Annotated in this window: 15 protein-coding genes and 1 riboswitch; of the genes, 9 read left to right on the forward strand and 6 right to left on the reverse strand. The window is 63.6% G+C overall.

Going from position 1 to position 17437, the window contains the following annotated elements; genetic code table 11:
• Positions 1–39 precede the first annotated feature (39 nt).
• Complete coding sequence (locus P3C39_RS14705; RefSeq protein ID WP_275953813.1) at positions 40–1368, reverse strand: dicarboxylate/amino acid:cation symporter; 1329 nt, start codon at positions 1366–1368, stop codon at positions 40–42.
• 169 nt (positions 1369–1537) lie between these two features.
• Here P3C39_RS14705 and P3C39_RS14710 point away from each other — a divergent pair, with 169 nt between their 5' ends.
• The 3 genes from P3C39_RS14710 to P3C39_RS14720 are packed head-to-tail and all read left to right on the forward strand — an operon-like array spanning position 1538 to position 5303.
• Positions 1538–3496 carry a sensor histidine kinase gene (locus tag P3C39_RS14710; protein ID WP_275953812.1) on the forward strand — a complete coding sequence of 653 codons (1959 nt, stop codon included), beginning with the start codon at positions 1538–1540 and terminating at the stop codon, positions 3494–3496.
• The gene (locus P3C39_RS14715) at positions 3493–4884 is read left to right on the forward strand and encodes a sigma-54 dependent transcriptional regulator (RefSeq protein WP_275953811.1); all 1392 of its coding nucleotides are present in this window, start codon (positions 3493–3495) and stop codon (positions 4882–4884) included. The genes P3C39_RS14710 and P3C39_RS14715 overlap by 4 nt, the downstream gene beginning before the upstream one ends.
• Positions 4881–5303 (forward strand): GNAT family N-acetyltransferase, encoded by a 423-nt coding sequence (locus P3C39_RS14720; RefSeq protein WP_275953810.1) that lies wholly within the window; start codon positions 4881–4883, stop codon positions 5301–5303. The genes P3C39_RS14715 and P3C39_RS14720 overlap by 4 nt, the downstream gene beginning before the upstream one ends.
• On the opposite strand, the gene P3C39_RS14725 is transcribed toward P3C39_RS14720, so the two are convergent.
• Positions 5300–6415 carry an anhydro-N-acetylmuramic acid kinase gene (locus P3C39_RS14725; RefSeq protein WP_275953809.1) on the reverse strand — a complete coding sequence of 372 codons (1116 nt, stop codon included), beginning with the start codon at positions 6413–6415 and terminating at the stop codon, positions 5300–5302. The genes P3C39_RS14720 and P3C39_RS14725 overlap by 4 nt on opposite strands.
• A gap of 370 nt (positions 6416–6785) precedes the next feature.
• Here P3C39_RS14725 and P3C39_RS14730 point away from each other — a divergent pair, with 370 nt between their 5' ends.
• The 4 genes from P3C39_RS14730 to P3C39_RS14745 all read left to right on the forward strand — a co-directional run bounded on the left by P3C39_RS14730 (position 6786) and on the right by P3C39_RS14745 (position 10678).
• Positions 6786–7475 carry an SDR family NAD(P)-dependent oxidoreductase gene (locus tag P3C39_RS14730; RefSeq protein WP_127366292.1) on the forward strand — a complete coding sequence of 230 codons (690 nt, stop codon included), beginning with the start codon at positions 6786–6788 and terminating at the stop codon, positions 7473–7475.
• Between the two features lie 205 nt (positions 7476–7680).
• Positions 7681–8520, forward strand: a complete 840-nt coding sequence (locus P3C39_RS14735) for a transporter substrate-binding domain-containing protein (RefSeq protein ID WP_275953808.1) — start codon at positions 7681–7683, stop codon at positions 8518–8520.
• Between the two features lie 92 nt (positions 8521–8612).
• On the forward strand, positions 8613–9884 hold the full coding sequence (locus P3C39_RS14740; protein ID WP_275953807.1) for a cation:dicarboxylase symporter family transporter: 1272 nt from the start codon (positions 8613–8615) through the stop codon (positions 9882–9884).
• A complete protein-coding gene (locus P3C39_RS14745) occupies positions 9881–10678 on the forward strand; it encodes an amino acid racemase (protein WP_275953806.1) in 798 nt (265 codons plus the stop codon). The genes P3C39_RS14740 and P3C39_RS14745 overlap by 4 nt, the downstream gene beginning before the upstream one ends.
• Before the next feature lie 6 nt (positions 10679–10684).
• Here the strand turns inward: P3C39_RS14745 and P3C39_RS14750 are convergent, their stop codons facing one another.
• Positions 10685–12040, reverse strand: a complete 1356-nt coding sequence (locus P3C39_RS14750) for a glutamine synthetase family protein (RefSeq protein WP_013532930.1) — start codon at positions 12038–12040, stop codon at positions 10685–10687.
• A 483-nt stretch (positions 12041–12523) separates the two neighbouring features.
• Here P3C39_RS14750 and ftsZ point away from each other — a divergent pair, with 483 nt between their 5' ends.
• Entirely contained in the window at positions 12524–13558 is a 1035-nt protein-coding gene (ftsZ, locus tag P3C39_RS14755) for a cell division protein FtsZ (RefSeq protein WP_013532929.1), read from the forward strand.
• Between the two features lie 57 nt (positions 13559–13615).
• Here ftsZ and fba read toward each other — a convergent pair whose 3' ends face one another.
• The 3 genes from fba to P3C39_RS14770 form a co-directional block, all read right to left on the reverse strand.
• Entirely contained in the window at positions 13616–14680 is a 1065-nt protein-coding gene (gene fba, locus P3C39_RS14760; RefSeq protein ID WP_224674009.1) for a class II fructose-bisphosphate aldolase, read from the reverse strand.
• A gap of 164 nt (positions 14681–14844) precedes the next feature.
• Positions 14845–15318, reverse strand: a complete 474-nt coding sequence (locus P3C39_RS14765) for a 6,7-dimethyl-8-ribityllumazine synthase (protein WP_275953805.1) — start codon at positions 15316–15318, stop codon at positions 14845–14847.
• 77 nt (positions 15319–15395) lie between these two features.
• Positions 15396–15610: riboswitch (FMN riboswitch) on the reverse strand.
• Positions 15611–15676: 66 nt separating this feature from the next.
• Positions 15677–16846 (reverse strand): MFS transporter, encoded by a 1170-nt coding sequence (locus P3C39_RS14770; RefSeq protein WP_275953804.1) that lies wholly within the window; start codon positions 16844–16846, stop codon positions 15677–15679.
• Between the two features lie 49 nt (positions 16847–16895).
• Here P3C39_RS14770 and P3C39_RS14775 point away from each other — a divergent pair, with 49 nt between their 5' ends.
• Positions 16896–17435, forward strand: a complete 540-nt coding sequence (locus P3C39_RS14775; protein WP_275953803.1) for an Lrp/AsnC family transcriptional regulator — start codon at positions 16896–16898, stop codon at positions 17433–17435.
• The last annotated feature ends 2 nt before the right edge of the window (positions 17436–17437 follow it).

A 17437-nucleotide genomic window follows, 5' to 3' on the forward strand; every position in this document is an offset into this window, starting at 1 on the left:
CAGCATGCCTCCGGCCTTTTACGCATAAGCCACGCGTGGTTACTCGGCGGGGACGACATCCGCCGGCAGGCTGTCATCAGCCGTGTCCGCCAGCGCCCTCGCCAGCTTGGCCTCGTCGAGTTCGCCTTCCCAGCGCGCCACCACCAGCGTGGCGACGGCATTGCCAACGAAGTTGGTCAGCGCCCGGCATTCCGACATGAAGCGGTCGACGCCGAGGATCAGCGCCATACCGGCGACCGGCACCGCCGGAACCACCGACAGCGTGGCGGCAAGGGTGATGAAGCCTGCTCCGGTGATGCCGGCGGCACCCTTGGACGAGAGCATGGCCACCAGCAGCAGCAGGATCTGGTCACCCATCGACAGGTGGATGTTGGTCGCCTGTGCGATGAACAGCGCCGCCAAGGTCATGTAGATGTTGGTGCCGTCGAGGTTGAAGGAATAGCCGGTCGGTATGACCAGACCGACCACCGAGCGCTTGGCGCCGGCCTTCTCCATCTTTTCCATCAGCGAGGGCAGGGCGGCCTCCGACGAGGAGGTGCCCAGCACCAAAAGCAGCTCTTCCTTGATGTAGCGGATCAGCGACAGGATGGAGAATCCGTTGTAGCGGCAGACCGCACCCAGCACGATGAACACGAACAGGAACGACGTCACGTAGAAGGTGCCGACCAGCATGGCGAGATTGATGACCGCGCCGATGCCGTATTTGCCGATGGTGAAGGCCATGGCGCCGAAGGCACCGATGGGGGCGGCCTTCATCAGCACGCTGACCAGCTTGAAGATCGGCGTCGTCAGTGCCTGCAGGAAGTTGAGCACGGGCATGCCCTTGTCGCCGACCAGCGCCAGCGCGATGCCGAACAGCACCGAGAAGAACAGCACCTGCAGGATGTCGCCGTCGGCGAAGGCGCCGACGATGGTCGACGGGATGATGTTCATCAGGAACCCGGTGACCGACTGATCGTGCGCCTTGGCGGCGTAGGTGTTGACGGTCGAGGCGTCGAGCGTCGCCGGGTCGATGTTGAAGCCGGCGCCCGGCTGCACGACATTGGCGACGACAAGGCCGATGATCAGCGCCAACGTCGAAAAGGTGAGGAAATAGAGCATCGCCTTGCCGGCAACACGCCCGACCTTCTGCAGGTCGCTCATGCCGGCAATGCCCGTTGTCACGGTCAGGAAGATGACCGGGGCGATGATCATCTTGACCAGCTTGATGAAGGCGTCGCCGAGCGGCTTCATGCTCTCGCCGACCGACGGATAGAAATGGCCGAGCAGGATGCCGACGGTGATCGCGACGAGCACCTGCACGTATAGTTGGGCATAGAAAGGTTTGCGCTGCGCGGCAAGCGCGCCTGATTGGTCTGCGATGTGCATCGAACTCTCCCTGGCCGGATGGGCGAAAACGGATCGCCTGCGTGACTTCTCCCATCGCGGCGCTCCGGTCGCACGCCGCTGAAAGCAGTTTTGCAAGCGTCGTGCCAGATCGGGGAAAGGCCGGAATCGCGGATTTCCGCCTTTGTCAGAGGTCGCGCGGACAATACTTGTGCGGATTTCCGCACAAGTGGCGTTTGCCTGGGCGGATTTTCGCATTACACTGACCGGAAAGCCGCGAAGAAAAGGGAGAGGGCAGACGCCGCAGGCAGGCACCGATAGCGAATCCCAAGGGTTTGCCGGCCGTGAGTTGCTGCGCGAGGCGGTGGCCCGGCTGCGCGATGGCCGCTGGCTTGTCGTGGTCGCAGCCCTGGCTTTCCTGGCCGGCGCGATCGCCATCGCCGGGCGCATCGCCTCCGGCCAGGCGGCCGACAATCTGCGCGACACAGCACTTGCCGCTCTGCCGCTGGCGGCGGGAACGCTGACCGGCGAAATCGAAAAGCAGCGCCTGGTTCCCTTGGTGCTGGCCCGCGACGATGCTGTGCGGGGCGCGCTGCGCCGGGCCGGGAAGATGCAAGAAGCGGCCCTCAACGACAAGCTCAAGGCGATTGCCGGCGATGCCTCGGCCTCCGCCATCTATGTCATCGATACGGCAGGCATCGCCATATCAGCCAGCAATGCCGGCGAACCGACCAGCTTTGTCGGCATCGACTATAATTTCCGGCACTATTTTCAGGAGGCGATGGCGAAAGGTGCTGCCAGCCAATATGGCCTCGGCACGATCAGCGGACGGCCGGGACTCTACCTTTCGAGCCGCGTCGACGATAACGGCAAGCCGCTTGGCGTTGCGGTGTTGAAGGTCGAGCTCGACGGCGTCGAGGCAAATTGGCGTTCCAGCGGTTTCCTTGTCTTTGTCACCGATGAACGAGGCGTCGTGCTGGCCACCAGCCAGCCCGACTGGCGGTTTCGTGCGCTGGCACCACTGTCGGCCGAGGACGTGGCCGCCGCCCATGAGCAACTGCAATTGGCCGATGCTGCCTTCGAGCCGCTGCCGTTCAGACGCGGCGCCGGCGATGGCCTGGCGACGATCGACAACGCCGGAAAACCACGCCAGTTCGTCGAGGTGGTGCAGGATTTGCCCGGTGCAGTCCCAGGCTGGCGTCTGTGGCTGCTGACGCCCGCCGACGCTGCTCTCTCCTCGGCCGCCAATACGGCGCGCCTGACCACGCTCCTGGGCTTGCTGCTTCTAGGCTTGATTGCCTACGTGCTGACCCGGCGCCGGCGAACGCGCAGGCTGCGGCAGGAAGCGCTGGCGCGCATGAATGCCGAGCTCGAAAGCCGGGTCAGCACGCGAACGGCCGAGCTGACGCGCTCCAACACCGCACTTGCCGGCGAAATCGCCGAGCGCGAGAATGCCGAAGCCAAGGTCCGCCGACTGCGCGACGATCTCGCCCAGGCCAACCGGCTTTCCATCCTCGGCCAGATCGCCGCCGGCGTGGCGCATGAGATCAACCAGCCGGTCGCCGCCATCCGCACCTATGCCGAGAATGCAGGTCGTTTTCTGGACAGCGGCAAGACCGGATCGGCCAGCGGCAATCTGACATCGATCGTTTCGATGACCGAACGCATCGGCGCGATCACCGGCACCTTGCGCACTTTCGCCCGCCGGCCGGGCGTCGCCGCTTCGCCGCTGCCGGTGCGCGAGGCGATCGACGGCGCGCTGTCGCTGCTGTCAGGCCGCATACGCGATTCCGGCGTCACCATCGTCAGGCCGCGCGGCAATGCCTCGCCGGTGGTCATGGCGAGCCGCATCCGGCTGGAGCAGATCCTGGTCAATCTTTTGCAAAATGCATTGGACGCGATGAAGGACCAGCCCGATCCCCGCATCGAGATCGAACTTGCCGAGCGCGACGACAGGGTGCTGATTTCGGTGCGCGACAATGGACCCGGCCTTGGTCCGGAGGCGGCTGGCAATCTGTTCATGCCGTTCCAGACCACCAAGGAGAAGGGGCTTGGCCTGGGGCTGGTGATCTCGCAGGAGATCGCCCAGGAATTGGGCGGCACGCTGCGGCTCGATCCCGGCAATGGCAGCGGCGCATCCTTCACCATCGATTTGAGGCGAATTGAATGACAGACGGATCAGGGCTGGTCGCGCTCGTCGACGACGATGCGGACCTCCTTCACGCCACCACGCAATTGCTCGAGCTTGCCGGCTTCACGGTGGTCGCACTCGACGCCGCCGAGGCAGCACTTGCCGTCGTCGACAGGAATTTCGAGGGCGTCGTCGTCAGCGATATCCGCATGCCGGGCATGAACGGGCTGCAGCTGTTCGATCGCATCAAAGCGATCGACGCGGATATACCGGTGATCCTGGTTACCGGGCATGGCGATGTCGATCTCGCTGTGGCCGCGCTCAAGGACGGCGTTTACGATTTCATCCCGAAACCCTATGCCGGAGAACGCCTTGTCGAGGCGCTGAAACGGGCATCGGAAAAGCGGCGGCTGGTGATGGAAAACCGGCGGCTGCGCGAAGCCGCGGCATTGGCCGCCGACGGCCTGCCGCTGATCGGCGAGGCGCCTGCCATCAAGCGGTTGCGCGAGACCTTGCGCCAGATCGCCGACATGGATGTCGATGTGCTGGTCGAGGGAGAAACGGGAACCGGCAAGGAAGTGGTGGCGGACCTCCTGCACCGATGGGGGCGGCGGCGCGCAAAACCCTTCGTGGCGCTGAATTGCGGCGCCCTGCCGGAGACGGTCATCGAAAGCGAGTTGTTCGGCCACGAGGCTGGCGCGTTCACCGGCGCGCAGCGGCGGCGGATTGGCAGCATCGAGCATTCCAGCGGCGGCACGCTGTTTCTCGACGAGATCGAATCCATGCCGCCTGCGCTCCAGGTCAAGCTGCTGCGGGTGCTCGAAACGCGCAGCCTCACGCCGCTTGGCTCGAACGAGATCCGGCGCATCGATCTCAGGGTCGTCGCGGCGACCAAGGTCGATCTCGGGCGGCCGGACCAGCGCGGCGATTTTCGCGAGGATCTGTATTTTCGCCTCAACGTGGTGACGCTGCGCATTCCGCCGCTACGTGAACGCCGCGGCGATATCCCGATGCTGTTCGGGCATTTCCTCGGCAAGGCGGCCGAACGGTTTGGCCGGCCTGTCGCCAAGGTGAATGCAGCCGTCAGCGATCATCTCCAGTCGCATGACTGGCCGGGCAATGTGCGCGAGCTCGCCCATTTCGCCGATCGCGTCGCGCTCGGTCTCGGCCCGGACGAGGAGATGAAAACGGTTCGCGCGCATTCGCCGGAGCCTGCGGCAGCATTGCCCGAACGGGTCGGCCACTATGAGGCGCAACTGATCCGCGATGCGCTGCGCGACCATGGCGGCGACGTGCGCGCCGCCATCGACGCGCTCGGCGTGCCGCGCAAGACTTTTTACGACAAGCTCAAGCGCTACGGCATTGCCGCGTCCGAATTTCGCAATGGCGGCGATGCCGATACGCAACCCATCTCGGAAAAGCGATGAACACGACACTGGAAACGACGGCAAATCCCTCGCCGCAAGACCTCACTTTTCTCAGCGAAAGGCTGACGGCGTTCAACGACGGCGATGTCGGCGCGTCCGAAAGGCAAGCGCTTGCGGTGTTCGTGCGCGACGACGCCGGCGCGGTCGTAGCCGGCATTTCCGGTTACACCGCCTGGGGCTGGCTTTATGTGCAATGGCTCTGGGTGGATGAGCGGCTGCGCGGCCAGCACACGGCCGGCAAGATGCTGGACGCAGCCGAACATGAAGCGGTGGCGCGCGGCTGTCGAAACGCCTGGATCGACACCTTCAATCCGAATGCCGCCAAGGCCTATCAGCGCCAGGGTTATCAGCCCTTTGGAACACTTGCCGACTTCCCCGTCGGCCGCAGCCGCATCTTCCTGCAGAAGAAACTGGCTTAACCGGCGAGTTTTCCGCCCTGCATCGGCCGCGGTGCGCCGGTCGTGCTCGGAAAACTGATCGGCAGCCCGCGCAGCACGCGAACCGCGAGGAAGGCAAAGCATTCCGCCTCCACCGCGTCGCCGCTCCAGCCCAGGCTCTCGGCCTGCACCACCTCGACGCCGGCGCGGCTGGCCAGCATCGCCATCATGGTCGGATTATGGCGACCTCCGCCGCTGACCACGAGTTTCTTCGGCCGGTGCGGCAAGAGGTCGAGCGCCTTTCCGACGGCCGCAGCGGTGAAGGCGGTGAGCAGCGCCGCGCCATCCTCGGCGCTTAGGCCGTCCGCCATCGCCGCGCCGAAGTCGAAACGGTCCAGCGATTTTGGGTAGGCTTTGCTGAGATAAGGGTGCTGCAGCAGCTTTGCCAAGCGCTCCTCGTCCACCTTGCCCGCCCCGCCAAGCGCGCCGTCGCGGTCCATTTCGCCGAGCCCTTTCGACTTGATGAAATCGTTCAGCGGTGCGTTGGCGGGGCCGGTATCGAAGGCAACGACATTGTCGGCACCGTCCCACCAGGTGATGTTGGCGACGCCGCCGAGATTGAGCACCGCCACCTCGCCGCTGGCGCCGGCGCTGCGCATCAGCGCGGTGTGGTAGGCCGCGGCCAAGGGCGCGCCTTGTCCGCCGGCGCGCATGTCGGCCGAACGGAAATCGTAAGCGACCTTGGTGCCCAATAACGCGTGCATCAGTTCACCGTCGCCGAGCTGCCTTGTCTGGCCAAGCCGTCCGACCTGCGGCGCACGATGCAGCACGGTCTGGCCGTGAAAACCGACGACGCCGATGTCGGCCATCGTCATGCCATAGCTCTCGACCAATTCCTTGACCGCCGCCGACTGCGCGCGCGTCAGGGCTTCTTCCGCGGTGCGGAAGATCGCCGGCTCCGGCCCGACAAAATTCCACGCCCGCGCCTGCGTCAGCGTCTCTTCCAGCAGGGAGCGGATCGACGAAGGATAGGGCATCAGCCGGTAGGTGCCGAAATCCTCGATGCGTTCGCCATCGGTCTTGATCAGCGCGACGTCGATGTTGCCGTCCAGCACCGTGCCGGTCATCAGGCCGACGGCCCAGATTGGTTCCATAGTCGTTTCCTTGTTGAGCATGATCTCTTCCGAAAACCGTTTCCCACTTTTCGGGACCGTGCTCCAGTCCCATTGATGAGATCGCCGACAGCTTTGCGAGGCCTAACGGTTCGACCGACAAAACGTTGGTCAGATGAATCCGGTTGGCGGGCAAGGTCCAAGCCTTGCCACTGTCGAAGCGGCGGTCTCGGTGCTGAAGGCCGAGCGGCCTTCGTAGCGCCACAGGCGATGCTGGACCGCGCAACGTTGGTTCTGCAGCCGTCTGGCTCAACAACCGCCGAGATGCCACCTCTTGCCTGTCAGCCCCGAAGGCGCGACCTTGCCTGATCTGGCGAACGCTTCCGCCGAAATCCGCAAGGAGTGAAAAATCATGGCATCCGATGTGGCCGTCATTGCAGGCGCCGGCGCTGGTCTGAGCGCCTCGCTTGCGCGCCTTCTCACCCGGGAAGGCTTTCGCGTGGTTCTGGCCGCCCGCAATGTCGAGAAGCTCAGCGCTCTGACCGACGAAACCGGGGCGCTGGCCGTCGAGACGGATGTTGCCGACGTTGCGTCCGTCGCCAGCCTGTTCGACACCGCAGACAAGGCCGGCCCGCTGGCGCTTGCAGTGTTCAACGCCAGCGCGCGCACCCGCGGACCGATCGCCGAGCTCGATGCCGAAGCGGTCAAACAGGCATTGCTGGTCGGCGCCTATGGCGGCTTCCTGGTCGGCCAGCAGGCGGCGCGCCGGCTGCTGGCGCGGGGTTCCGGATCGATCCTGTTCACCGGCGCCACCGCCAGTGTGAAGGGATTTCCCGGCTCAGCCGGCTTCGCCATGCCGAAATTCGGCCTGCGCGGCCTGGCGCAATCCATGGCCCGTGAACTCGCTCCGCAGAACATCCACGTCGCCCACTTCATCATCGACGGCCAGATCGAGCCGGCCGGACAGGTGGCCGATCCCGACCGGCCGGACCGCCGTCTATCGCCGGACGCCATCGCCGAGGCCTATCTTACAACCCATCGCCAGCATCGCAGCGCCTGGAGCTCGGAGCTTGAGCTGCGGCCCTGGGCAGAGACGTTTTGACAGTGCAGCTGATCGCCTAGGGCCAACTGATCGCCTGGCGGGAAGTAACGCGGTCCTTCCGCCATTCCTTTTACATTAGGCGATACTAATATTTTGTGGCTCTGAGCTGCTTATCCGATACATAAAAAAGCCCAGTGTAATATATACGTTTGTTTAACGTCGGTTGTGCATCTTGCTGGCTTTCCCGGTCTAATTGAGAACGCGTATGCCGGTTACACGTCGTACACTGCTTGCGGCCGGGAGCGGCGGGTTGCTGATCTCGCAAGCCCAGGCGGCCAACACTCCAGGACAGCAGGCGGAGAACGCCCCAACGCCGATCGCGAGCGGCGATGCCTTGCGCATCGCAATGCCGGTCTTCGCTTCCAATCCGTTCTTCCCGGCCGACGGATCGGGGGACAATGGCATAGACATGGAACTGGCCCACGGCATCGCCGCGGCGCTTGGGGTCGAGCCGGTGTTCGACCGATCCGCCGCAACGTTCGACGATATCGTCAGACAGGTCAGTTCCGGACAGGCCGACATGGCGATTGGCAAGCTCAGCAGGACGCTTCAGCGCGGCCGGTCGATCATCTATTCCCGCCCCTACGCCATGCTGCGGCAAGGGCTGATCGCCAACCGCCTCAACCTGGCGCGTATCGCGCAAGGCAAGCCGCCAGAACAGATTGTCCGTGATTTCTCAGGCGATCTCGGCGTGATCGAGGGCTCTTCCTTCGCCACTTATGCGGCCACGACTTTCCCACATGCGCAAATCCATCGCTTGGCAAGCTGGGATCTGATCATCGATGCGATCCGAAACGGGACGATCGACATGGCCTATCGCGATGATTTCGAGATCAAGAAGCTGATGGTCGACGATCCGTCGATGACAGTCGTAGCGCGCTCCATCACGCTGACCGACAAGGTCGATACGATCGCAGTCGGCGTGCGGCCGGACAATCCGCATCTCGCGGCCTTTGTCGATCTGTATCTCGACCTCGCGCGGGGTCAGCAGATTCTCAACACGGACGAGATCATCGCCCGCTATCGCCTGGGGAGCAAAGCCTGACAATGGCCATCTCCGACGTAGCCGGACCCCTGCCTTTCGATTGGCGTCTCGCGGCAAGGCGTATCTTGCGATCGCCGGTGACGACGATTGCGATGATTGCTGCAGGAATCCTGTGCGGCCTCTACTATCCAGACTTTGCCCATGCGATCAGCCCTGTCGCACAACTTTACCTGAATTTCCTCAAGATGGTCGTCCTGCCCTATTTGGTCTCGTCGGTCATCTTCTCCATCACGGCGATGGTCCAGGACCCGAAATCGGTCCGCTACCTCGGTAAGGTGGGTATGGCCGTGCTGGTCGTGTCGTTCCTGGCCGTGCTGGTGAGCGGCACCTTGTCGCTGATCCTGCAGCCGGGCCAGATCGAGAATCCCCAGTCGCGCATCGAGCTTGGCGAGTTCATCAATTCGCAAGGCAGCGTGTCCACCGATCTCGCCTTCCCGTTCCAGCCGCCGCCCTCCAATGGGGATCCCAGCGGCGGGCATTCGATCCTGCTCGACCTGGTGCCGAACAACGTCTTCAATGCGCTGGCCTCGGGACAGACCATCCAGGTTCTGCTGTTCTGCCTGCTTTTCGGGCTCGCGATGGGGAAGATTCCCCAGCCCTCGTCCATGAGCCTGACGCAGGCGCTCAACGCGGTCTACAGGGCCTGTACGGTGCTGACCAACTGGTTCATCTGGGGGTTGCCCTTTGCAACCTTCATCCTGATCGCGGACCAGACCGCGTCGACCGGAACCAAGCCGCTCACGCTGATGGGCGGTTACCTGCTGGTGATGGGTCTTTCCTGCCTCATATTCGTTGCCGGGGCCTTTGCCATTATCGCCATCCGGTCGCGACGAAGCTACTGGACGACGATCAAGACCTGCCAGCCCCTTCTCATGGTGGCCATCACCACACGCTCTACGGTCGCCTCGCTGCCATGGGTCATCAACCTTTTGAGCGAGCGCCTGCGGTTCAGCCTGGTGGTCGTGGAACTGCTGGTGCCGCTGCAGGCGGCTTTGCTGCGTACAGGCCCGGCGCTGCTCTACACTTCGGGTGCGCTGTTCATCGCCCAGCTCTACGGCCATCCGCTTGCAGTCCCCGACCTCGTGCTCGTCGGCATCATCTCGGCGCTTCTCGCGCTCACCACCGGCGGCATGGGCAGCCTGCTCATCCTGTCGCAGATGTCCATCGTCTGCGGCTACCTAAAGCTTCCCTTCGAGGCGGCGTTCGCCCTGTTCGTCGCGGTGGATGCGGCCGTGGACACGTTCATGACGCTGGCCAGCGTCTGCACCGTCGCAGCGAGTACGGCAATGATCGCTCCCAGCCACAGGGAGGCGACACAGCCTGAAACCGTCTCGGAACAGCTCGAAGCCGAGCCTGCCAGATGATCGACGACACCATCCGTCCCCAGCTCGGCATTATCGGCGGCCTGGGGCCGCTTGCATCGGCTGACTTCTACTTCAAATTGACCCGGATGACCCAGGCGTTCAGAGACAACGAACATGTGCCTGCCGTGATCCTCAGCGTACCGCAGCTGCCCGACAGGACCGAAGCCATCCTTGCCGGCCATGACGGCCCGCTGGCGCCTTTGAAAGCCGCGGTCGCGACGCTCAATGCGCTCGGCGTCGCCTGCGTCGCGATGCCGTGCAACACCGCCCATCATTGGTACGACCAACTGGCGGCGAATTCGCGCGCGGAAATCATCCATATCGGCGACGCCGTGGTGGCGGAGACGCGTCGTAGCCTGGAGCGGGGCCGGGTTGCTGTTCTCGCCACCCAAGGCACGCTGGCCTCCGGCTTCTATCAGGACAGGATGTCGGCGGCGGGATTTGAGCTCTGCCTTCCCTCGAACACCGAATTTCAGGCGTGCGTCGACAGCGCGATCAGCCTCGTCAAGGCGGGTTCGATCGTGGATGCGGCGGTTGAAACCGAGCGCGCGCTCGACATCGCGCAAGCGGCCGGCGCCGATGCCGCCCTGCTCGGCTGCACCGAACTGTCGGTGGTGGCTGCCAGCCTCAACGACGTGAATGGATTGCTCGTCATCGACAGCAATGCGGCCCTGGCGCGAGCCTGCCTGACGCGATTAGGGTTCGGTACGCAGGAAGCCCGAGGCCTGCCGACCGTATCGCGGCCGCCAGGACATGATTGGCCGATGCGCGCCAGCTTGGCCGTACTGGCGTAACCCGATCTAGACGCTCTCGAGGTATGTCTCGATCTCGAAGTCGCTGACATTGAGCGCGAATGTGTTCAGCTCCTGGCGTTTGCAGGCCACAAAGGAGTCGCGCAGGATGGCTGGAAAAATCTCCGCCACATGCGTCCCGCTCTCGAAGGCGGCGATGGCGGATGCCCAGTCCGGCGGAAGCTTTGCCGGCGGAAGTCCCTGGCCGTCTGTGCCGATCGGATCACCGGGCGACAACTGTCTTTCGATGCCGGTCAGTGCGGCGCCCAATATGGCCGCGAGCACCAGATAGGGGTTGGCGTCGGCTCCCGATACGCGGTGCTCGATACGGCGAGCAGCGGTCGGTCCGCCCGGAATGCGGATCGCGACCATGCGGTTCTCATAGCCCCAGGCGACCGCGGTTGGCGCATAGGATCTTGGGCGCAGCCTGCGGTACGAATTGAAGTGCGGCGCGAATACCAGCGTGCTCTCGGCCATTGCCGCAAGCAGGCCACCGACTGCATGGCGCATGGTCTCCGAGCCCTGGTCGGTGCCGTCGTCGAAGACGTTGCGCCCTTCACCGTCGACCAGGCTGAAATGAACGTGAAAGCCGTTGCCCGCCCGGTCGCCATAGGGCTTGGCCATGAAGCAGGCGGCAAAGCCGTGCTTGCGGGCAATGCCCTTCACCGTGCGCTTGAACAGCACCGCATCGTCAGCCGCCCGCAACGCGTCCGCGACATGGTTCAGATTGATCTCGAACTGACCGACGCCGTTTTCGGCGATGGCCGTGTCGACGGGAATGCCTTGCGTCCGGCAAGCCTCGTAGACGTCATGGATGAAGGATTCGAAATCGTCGATTTCGTCGATCGACAGCGCCGCGTCGGAATCGAGCCGGCGTCCGGTCACCGGCGAGACAGGGCCGACCGGCCGCTGCGATTGCGGATCGACGAGGTAGAATTCGAGTTCCGTTGCCGCGACCGGGGTCAGGCCCAGGGCCTTGTAGCGATCGAGGATGCGGGCCAGCGCCCGTCGCGGGTCGCCGAGATAGGGCGCGCCGCTTTCGTCGGCAAGCCACAGCGGGACAAGTGCCGTCGGATGCGCCGTCCAGGCCACCGGCAGAATGCCGCGCCCGGTCCATTGGCACAGTCCATCGGCATCGCCGGTCGAGAAAACCAGGCTGTTGCCTTCGATGTCTTCGCCCCAGACATCCAGTCCGATCAGCGAAAAAGGCATGCGCAGCTTGCCTTCCAGCGCCTTTCTTGCCTGCTCGACGGGAATGCGCTTGCCGCGCATGATGCCGTTGAGGTCGCACACCGCCGCCCTCAGGCTCTGGATGTCGGTTCTGCTTTCAAGCCAGTTCAAAACGTCCGCAATTGCATCGCTCAATTTAAAACCTCTGGTTTTCGAAGGTGCCGCAGCCTGACCGGCCGCACGTCCCTGGTAAAAATAGCTGGTGAGTTTTAGGAAAACAGACGTGGCTGTCGCCAAGCGCTTTTCCTTATTTTTTCAAGTCACTAGCTGGTATGTCGGGAGGCATTTCAAAACCAATTGCGCGATCTGCGATCGCAACATAGAGGTTGGAGGGCGGAATGCCAAGCACGAGCCGGTAAACCAGCGCGCAGCCGCTATCGGCGGGAGCGGCGAGCTCGCTGCGGTAAGATCTGGCGCACGCAGCGCCCGAGCCACGCTGTGCAAAACGGTCATCACAAATCTTGACCTCGCATGCACTTGCACCTCTGGCCGCTGTCTGGCTTTTTGGGGTACCCATCGCAACGGACTGATTCGCGTCATGCCGCTCGATTGCAATATGCCCAAGGCAGTCTGCGGGTGGGTCGTGAAGCGCGCGCAATTGACGAAGGAGAAACAGGCATGGCCGAGTTCAAGAAGCCCGAAATCTCCGAGATGAGACCCAAGATCACCGTTATCGGCGTCGGCGGCGGCGGCGGCAATGCCGTCAACAACATGATCGCCGAGCAGCTTCAGGGTACCGAATTCATCGCCGCCAACACCGACGCGCAGGCGCTGACCATGTCCAAGGCGACGCGGCTGATCCAGCTTGGCGCTCATGTCACCGAAGGGCTGGGCGCCGGATCGCTTCCCGAGATCGGTCGCGCCGCGGCCGAGGAATCGCTCGACGAGATCATGGATCATCTGGCCGGCACGCATATGTGTTTCGTCACCGCCGGAATGGGCGGCGGCACGGGAACCGGTGCGGCTCCAATCATCGCCCAGGCGGCGCGCAAAGCCGGCATCCTGACGGTTGGCGTCGTCACGAAGCCGTTCACCTTTGAAGGCCGGCGCCGCATGCAGATGGCCGAAGAAGGCATCGAGCGGCTGCGCGAGAGCGCCGACACGGTGATCGTCATCCCGAACCAGAACCTGTTCAGGATCGCCGATGCCAAGACCACCTTCGCCGATGCGTTCGTCATTGCCGACCGGGTGCTCTATGCCGGCGTCAGCTGCATCACCGACCTCATCGTCAAGGAAGGCCTGATCAATCTCGACTTCGCCGATGTCAAATCCGTGATGCGCGACATGGGCCGCGCCATGATGGGCACCGGTGAGGCTTCCGGTGAAGGCCGCGCGATGAAGGCGGCCGAAGCCGCGATCGCCAACCCGCTGCTCGACGAAGTGTCGATGAAAGGCGCCAAGGGCGTGCTGGTCTCGATATCGGGCGGCAGGGACATGACCCTGTTTGAAGTCGACGAGGCCGCCACCCGCATTCGCGAAGAGGTCTACGAGGATGCCGACATCATCGTTGGCGCCATCTTCGACAAGGGCATGGAAGGCCGCTTCAGGGTCTCGGTCGTGGCGACGGGCCTCGACCGTGCTTTTGGCGCCGAGGATGCCGACGCCGGCATCGCGCGCGACCACGCCGGTCAGCCGGCGCGGACGCTTCAATAGTGTTCGGTAAACGGGCAGGGCGCTGCCGCGCTCCTGCCCTCGATACCAGCGTTCAGCTCAGCCGAACTTCGGGTCCAGACTGCCCGACTTGTAGCGCTTGGCCATTTCGGCGACCGGCAGCGGCTTGATCTTCTGCGCGTTGCCGGCGGTGCCGAACTGTTCGAAGCGCTCCTTGCAGAGCTTGCGCATGGCGGCCATGGCCGGTGTCAGATACTTGCGCGGGTCGAACTCGCTCGGGTTCTCGGTCAGCACCTTGCGGATGGCGCCGGTCAGCGCCATGCGGTTGTCGGTGTCGATGTTGATCTTGCGCACGCCGTGCTTGATGCCGCGCTGGATTTCCTCGACCGGCACGCCCCAGGTCGGCTTCATCTGGCCGCCATATTTGTTGATGATCTCCTGCAGGTCCTCGGGCACCGAGGACGAGCCGTGCATGACCAGGTGCATGTTCGGCAGCCGGCGATGGATCTCTTCGATGACGTTCATGGCCAGCACCGCGCCGTCCGGCTTGCGCGAGAATTTGTAGGCGCCATGGCTGGTGCCCATGGCAACCGCCAGCGCATCGACATGGGTGTCCTTGACGAATTCCACCGCCTGTTCGGGATCAGTCAAAAGCTGGTCGTGGCTGATCGCGCCTTCGACGCCGTGGCCGTCTTCCTGCTCGCCGCCGCCGCTTTCCAGCGAGCCGAGCACGCCGATCTCGCCTTCGACCGACACGCCGCCCCAATGCGCCATGTCGACGACGCGCTTGGTGATGCCGGAATTGTAGGCGTAGTCGGCCGGCGTCTTGCCGTCTTCCTTCAGCGATCCGTCCATCATGACGGAGGTGAAGCCGTACTGGATCGCGGTGACGCAGGTGGCTTCGTTGTTGCCATGGTCGAGATGCATGCAGACCGGAATGTCGGGATGGATTTCGACCAGCGCGTCGATCAGCTTGGCCAGCACCACGTCATTGGCATAGGCGCGCGCGCCGCGGCTAGCCTGCAGGATGACCGGCGAATTGGTCTCCTCGGCGGCCTCCATGATGGCGAGGCCCTGTTCCATGTTGTTCATGTTGAAAGCGGGCACGCCGTAGCCGTATTCGGCGGCGTGGTCGAGCAATTGTCTCAGTGTTATGCGAGCCACCCAATAGTCTCCCGTATCTGGTTTCAAGCGCAACGTCGCGGGCCGGCCGGTTTGCCGGTCGGCCCTTGATGCTTCTGGCGGGATTTCAAGGGAACCGCAACCTTCGGAGCGCTTCTCGATCGCAATTCTTGTTGCAGGGTTGAAATCCGGCCAGTTTGACGACCTCAGGCCGCGATCAGGTCCCGCGCCGCCAGGAGTTGCACGCAGGCGTTCGCCGCTTCCTTGCCCTTAGCGGTGAAGTGCTCGAAGAAGAAGCGGTGGTGCTCGGCGCTGTCGTGGTAGTTGTGCGGGGTGAGCACCGCCGACAGCACCGGCACGCCGGTCGACAGCTGCACGTTCATCATGCCGTCGATGACGGCACTTGCGACGAACTCATGCCGGTAGATGCCGCCATTGACCACAAAGGCTGTGCCGAGGATCGCGGCATAACGGCCGGTCCCGGCCAGGGTCTTGGCATGCAGGGGGATCTCATAGGCGCCCGGCACGTCGAAAATGTCGACGGTGAAGCGTTCGCCTCCCAGAGAGGCCAGTTCAGCTTCGAAGGCCTGTACGCACTGGTCGACGATGTCGGCATGCCAGCGCGCGCGGATAACGGCGATGCGGGTCGTTTCATAGTCTTTATGGGAATGCTGATTCATGGGTCCATCCTTCCGTTTCGAACCAGAATCAGGACGCACGATACGGATTAAGCCCGCGAAAAGCGGGCCGGCTTCCGTTTCGTCCTCTTCCATCCGGACTGTAACCGTCGGCTCCGGAATCACACCGGATCTGCTGACCTTTCCACTAGAGCGCCACGCGTCCCTTGGACGCGTAAAGGACGCTCTAGCACTTAAGAATCCACGCATTGATGCGTGGACCGGAAAGCGCTCGCGGGCTTGGGTAGAAACCCTTACCGCCGGTGGGGACTTTCACCCCGCCCTGAGAACATTAACGGCTTTGTATGAAAGGGCAGGACGCTGCTGTCAACCGTGAGAAGGTTGGGCCAAGCACGTTCGACTACCGCGTGCGCCACGCCGCCGCCGATGCGGCGATCAGCATCAGCAATGCTGCGACCATTGCGCAGGTGGCAAAACCAAAGCTGGAGTAGAGCGGCCCGAAGCTGGTGGTGCCGACAAAGACCGCGAGGTAAGTCACCGCACTGTTCAGCCCCATGATCGTGCCGCGCCGCGACGGATCGAGCGCCGACAGGCGCATCACCAGGACGTTCAGGCCGAAATGATTGGCCAGTCCCCAGATTGCCACCATGGTCAAGGTCAGCCCGAAACTGTCGCTCGTCGCCGCCATCGCGACGTAGACGACGGCGACAAGAAGATAGGCAAACGGCATGACGCGCCGCGCACCCAGTCTGTCGATGATGCCGTCGAGCAGAGCAGCCGTCCCGAAGCCTATGCCGTAGGCAAGCGCCGCCAGGCCATTGGCACTCACCGGCTGTCCAAGCCCGACATGAAGATGGTCGCCGAGATAGCCATAGACGCCGTAGAACGAAGTCATGAAGGCCGCGCACGCGACCAGCAGCGGCAAGATTCCGGGAATGCCGAGCGCTTCCAGCGGGGCGGGCGCCGGTCCGGCCTTCCTGGTGTCGCTGAGCGACGTCACTGTCAGTCCCATCCATGCAAGGGCCGCAAGCACCGCGACCGCCACGAAAACGGCGCGCCAATGCACAAGATCGGCAAGCACGGCCGACAGCGAGACGCCGGCGACCATGCTGAGCGTCCATCCGGTCAGCACGACGCCGATCGTGCCGCTCTCCCTGCCCGGTGGGGCGATGGCCGCCGCGCTGGCATAGATCGCCGGCATGGCGACGCCGGCGGCGATGCCGGCCAGCAGCTGTGCGGCGACCAGCATGATCACCGTGGGTGCCGCGGCGCTGGCGACCAGCGCCAGTGCCAACAGCAGCAGTGCGCCCTGCAGCATTCTGCGAGCACCGAGCCGGTCGATGTAGCGCGCCAGGAACAGCGCGCTGGCAGAGGTGCCGAGGCCGAACGCGGCCGCCGCAATCATCACGGCCGGCACGCTGGTCCCGAACGACGAGGCGACAGCCGGTGCAATCGGACCCAGCACAAGCGAGTTCGAGCCGATGACCGCGATGCAGCCCGTCAACAGATAGGCAAGCGCCGGGATCGGGGCTCGGGCAGTCAATGGTGCAAGTTGATCAATGTTCGACATATCGGCATAATGGCCGTATTCTATTCAGCGGAGAACCAGGAATTTCGCCATGGATGAAGAAACAGATGGCATTCTGCAGAACAGGCTGGCGGCCCGCGATCTCGACGCGATAGACCGAAGAATATTAGGTGTCCTGGTCGATGATGCCACGATCAGCTACGCCGAACTCGGCGATCGCGTCGGCTTGTCGCCACCGGCAGCGCATGAGCGGGTCAAACGGCTCCGGCGCAGCGGCGCCATCCGCAACACGGTCACCATCATCGATCCCCGGGCGGTGAAAAAGCCTTTGCTTGCCTTTGTCCATATCGACACCAGGGGCTGGGGAAAGACGCCGGAACTGATGGCGGTCTCGCAATATCCCGAAGTGGAGGAAATCCATACCGTCGCCGGCGACACCTGCATGCTGCTGAAGGTCCGCACCGAAGACACCAGGGCCCTCGAAGGCCTTTTGGCGCGCCTCTACGAAACGCCGGGCGTCACCTCGACGCGCAGCTATGTGGTGCTCTCGACCTATCTGGAGCGGCCGGTGCAGCCGGGTATCACCGAGACTTGGCCGACACCCAAGCACATGGCCGAGCCTCTGTACTAGAA

Source organism: Mesorhizobium sp. XAP4, from assembly GCF_029269325.1.
In the GTDB taxonomy this organism is placed as follows: Bacteria; Pseudomonadota; Alphaproteobacteria; order Rhizobiales; family Rhizobiaceae; genus Mesorhizobium; species Mesorhizobium ciceri.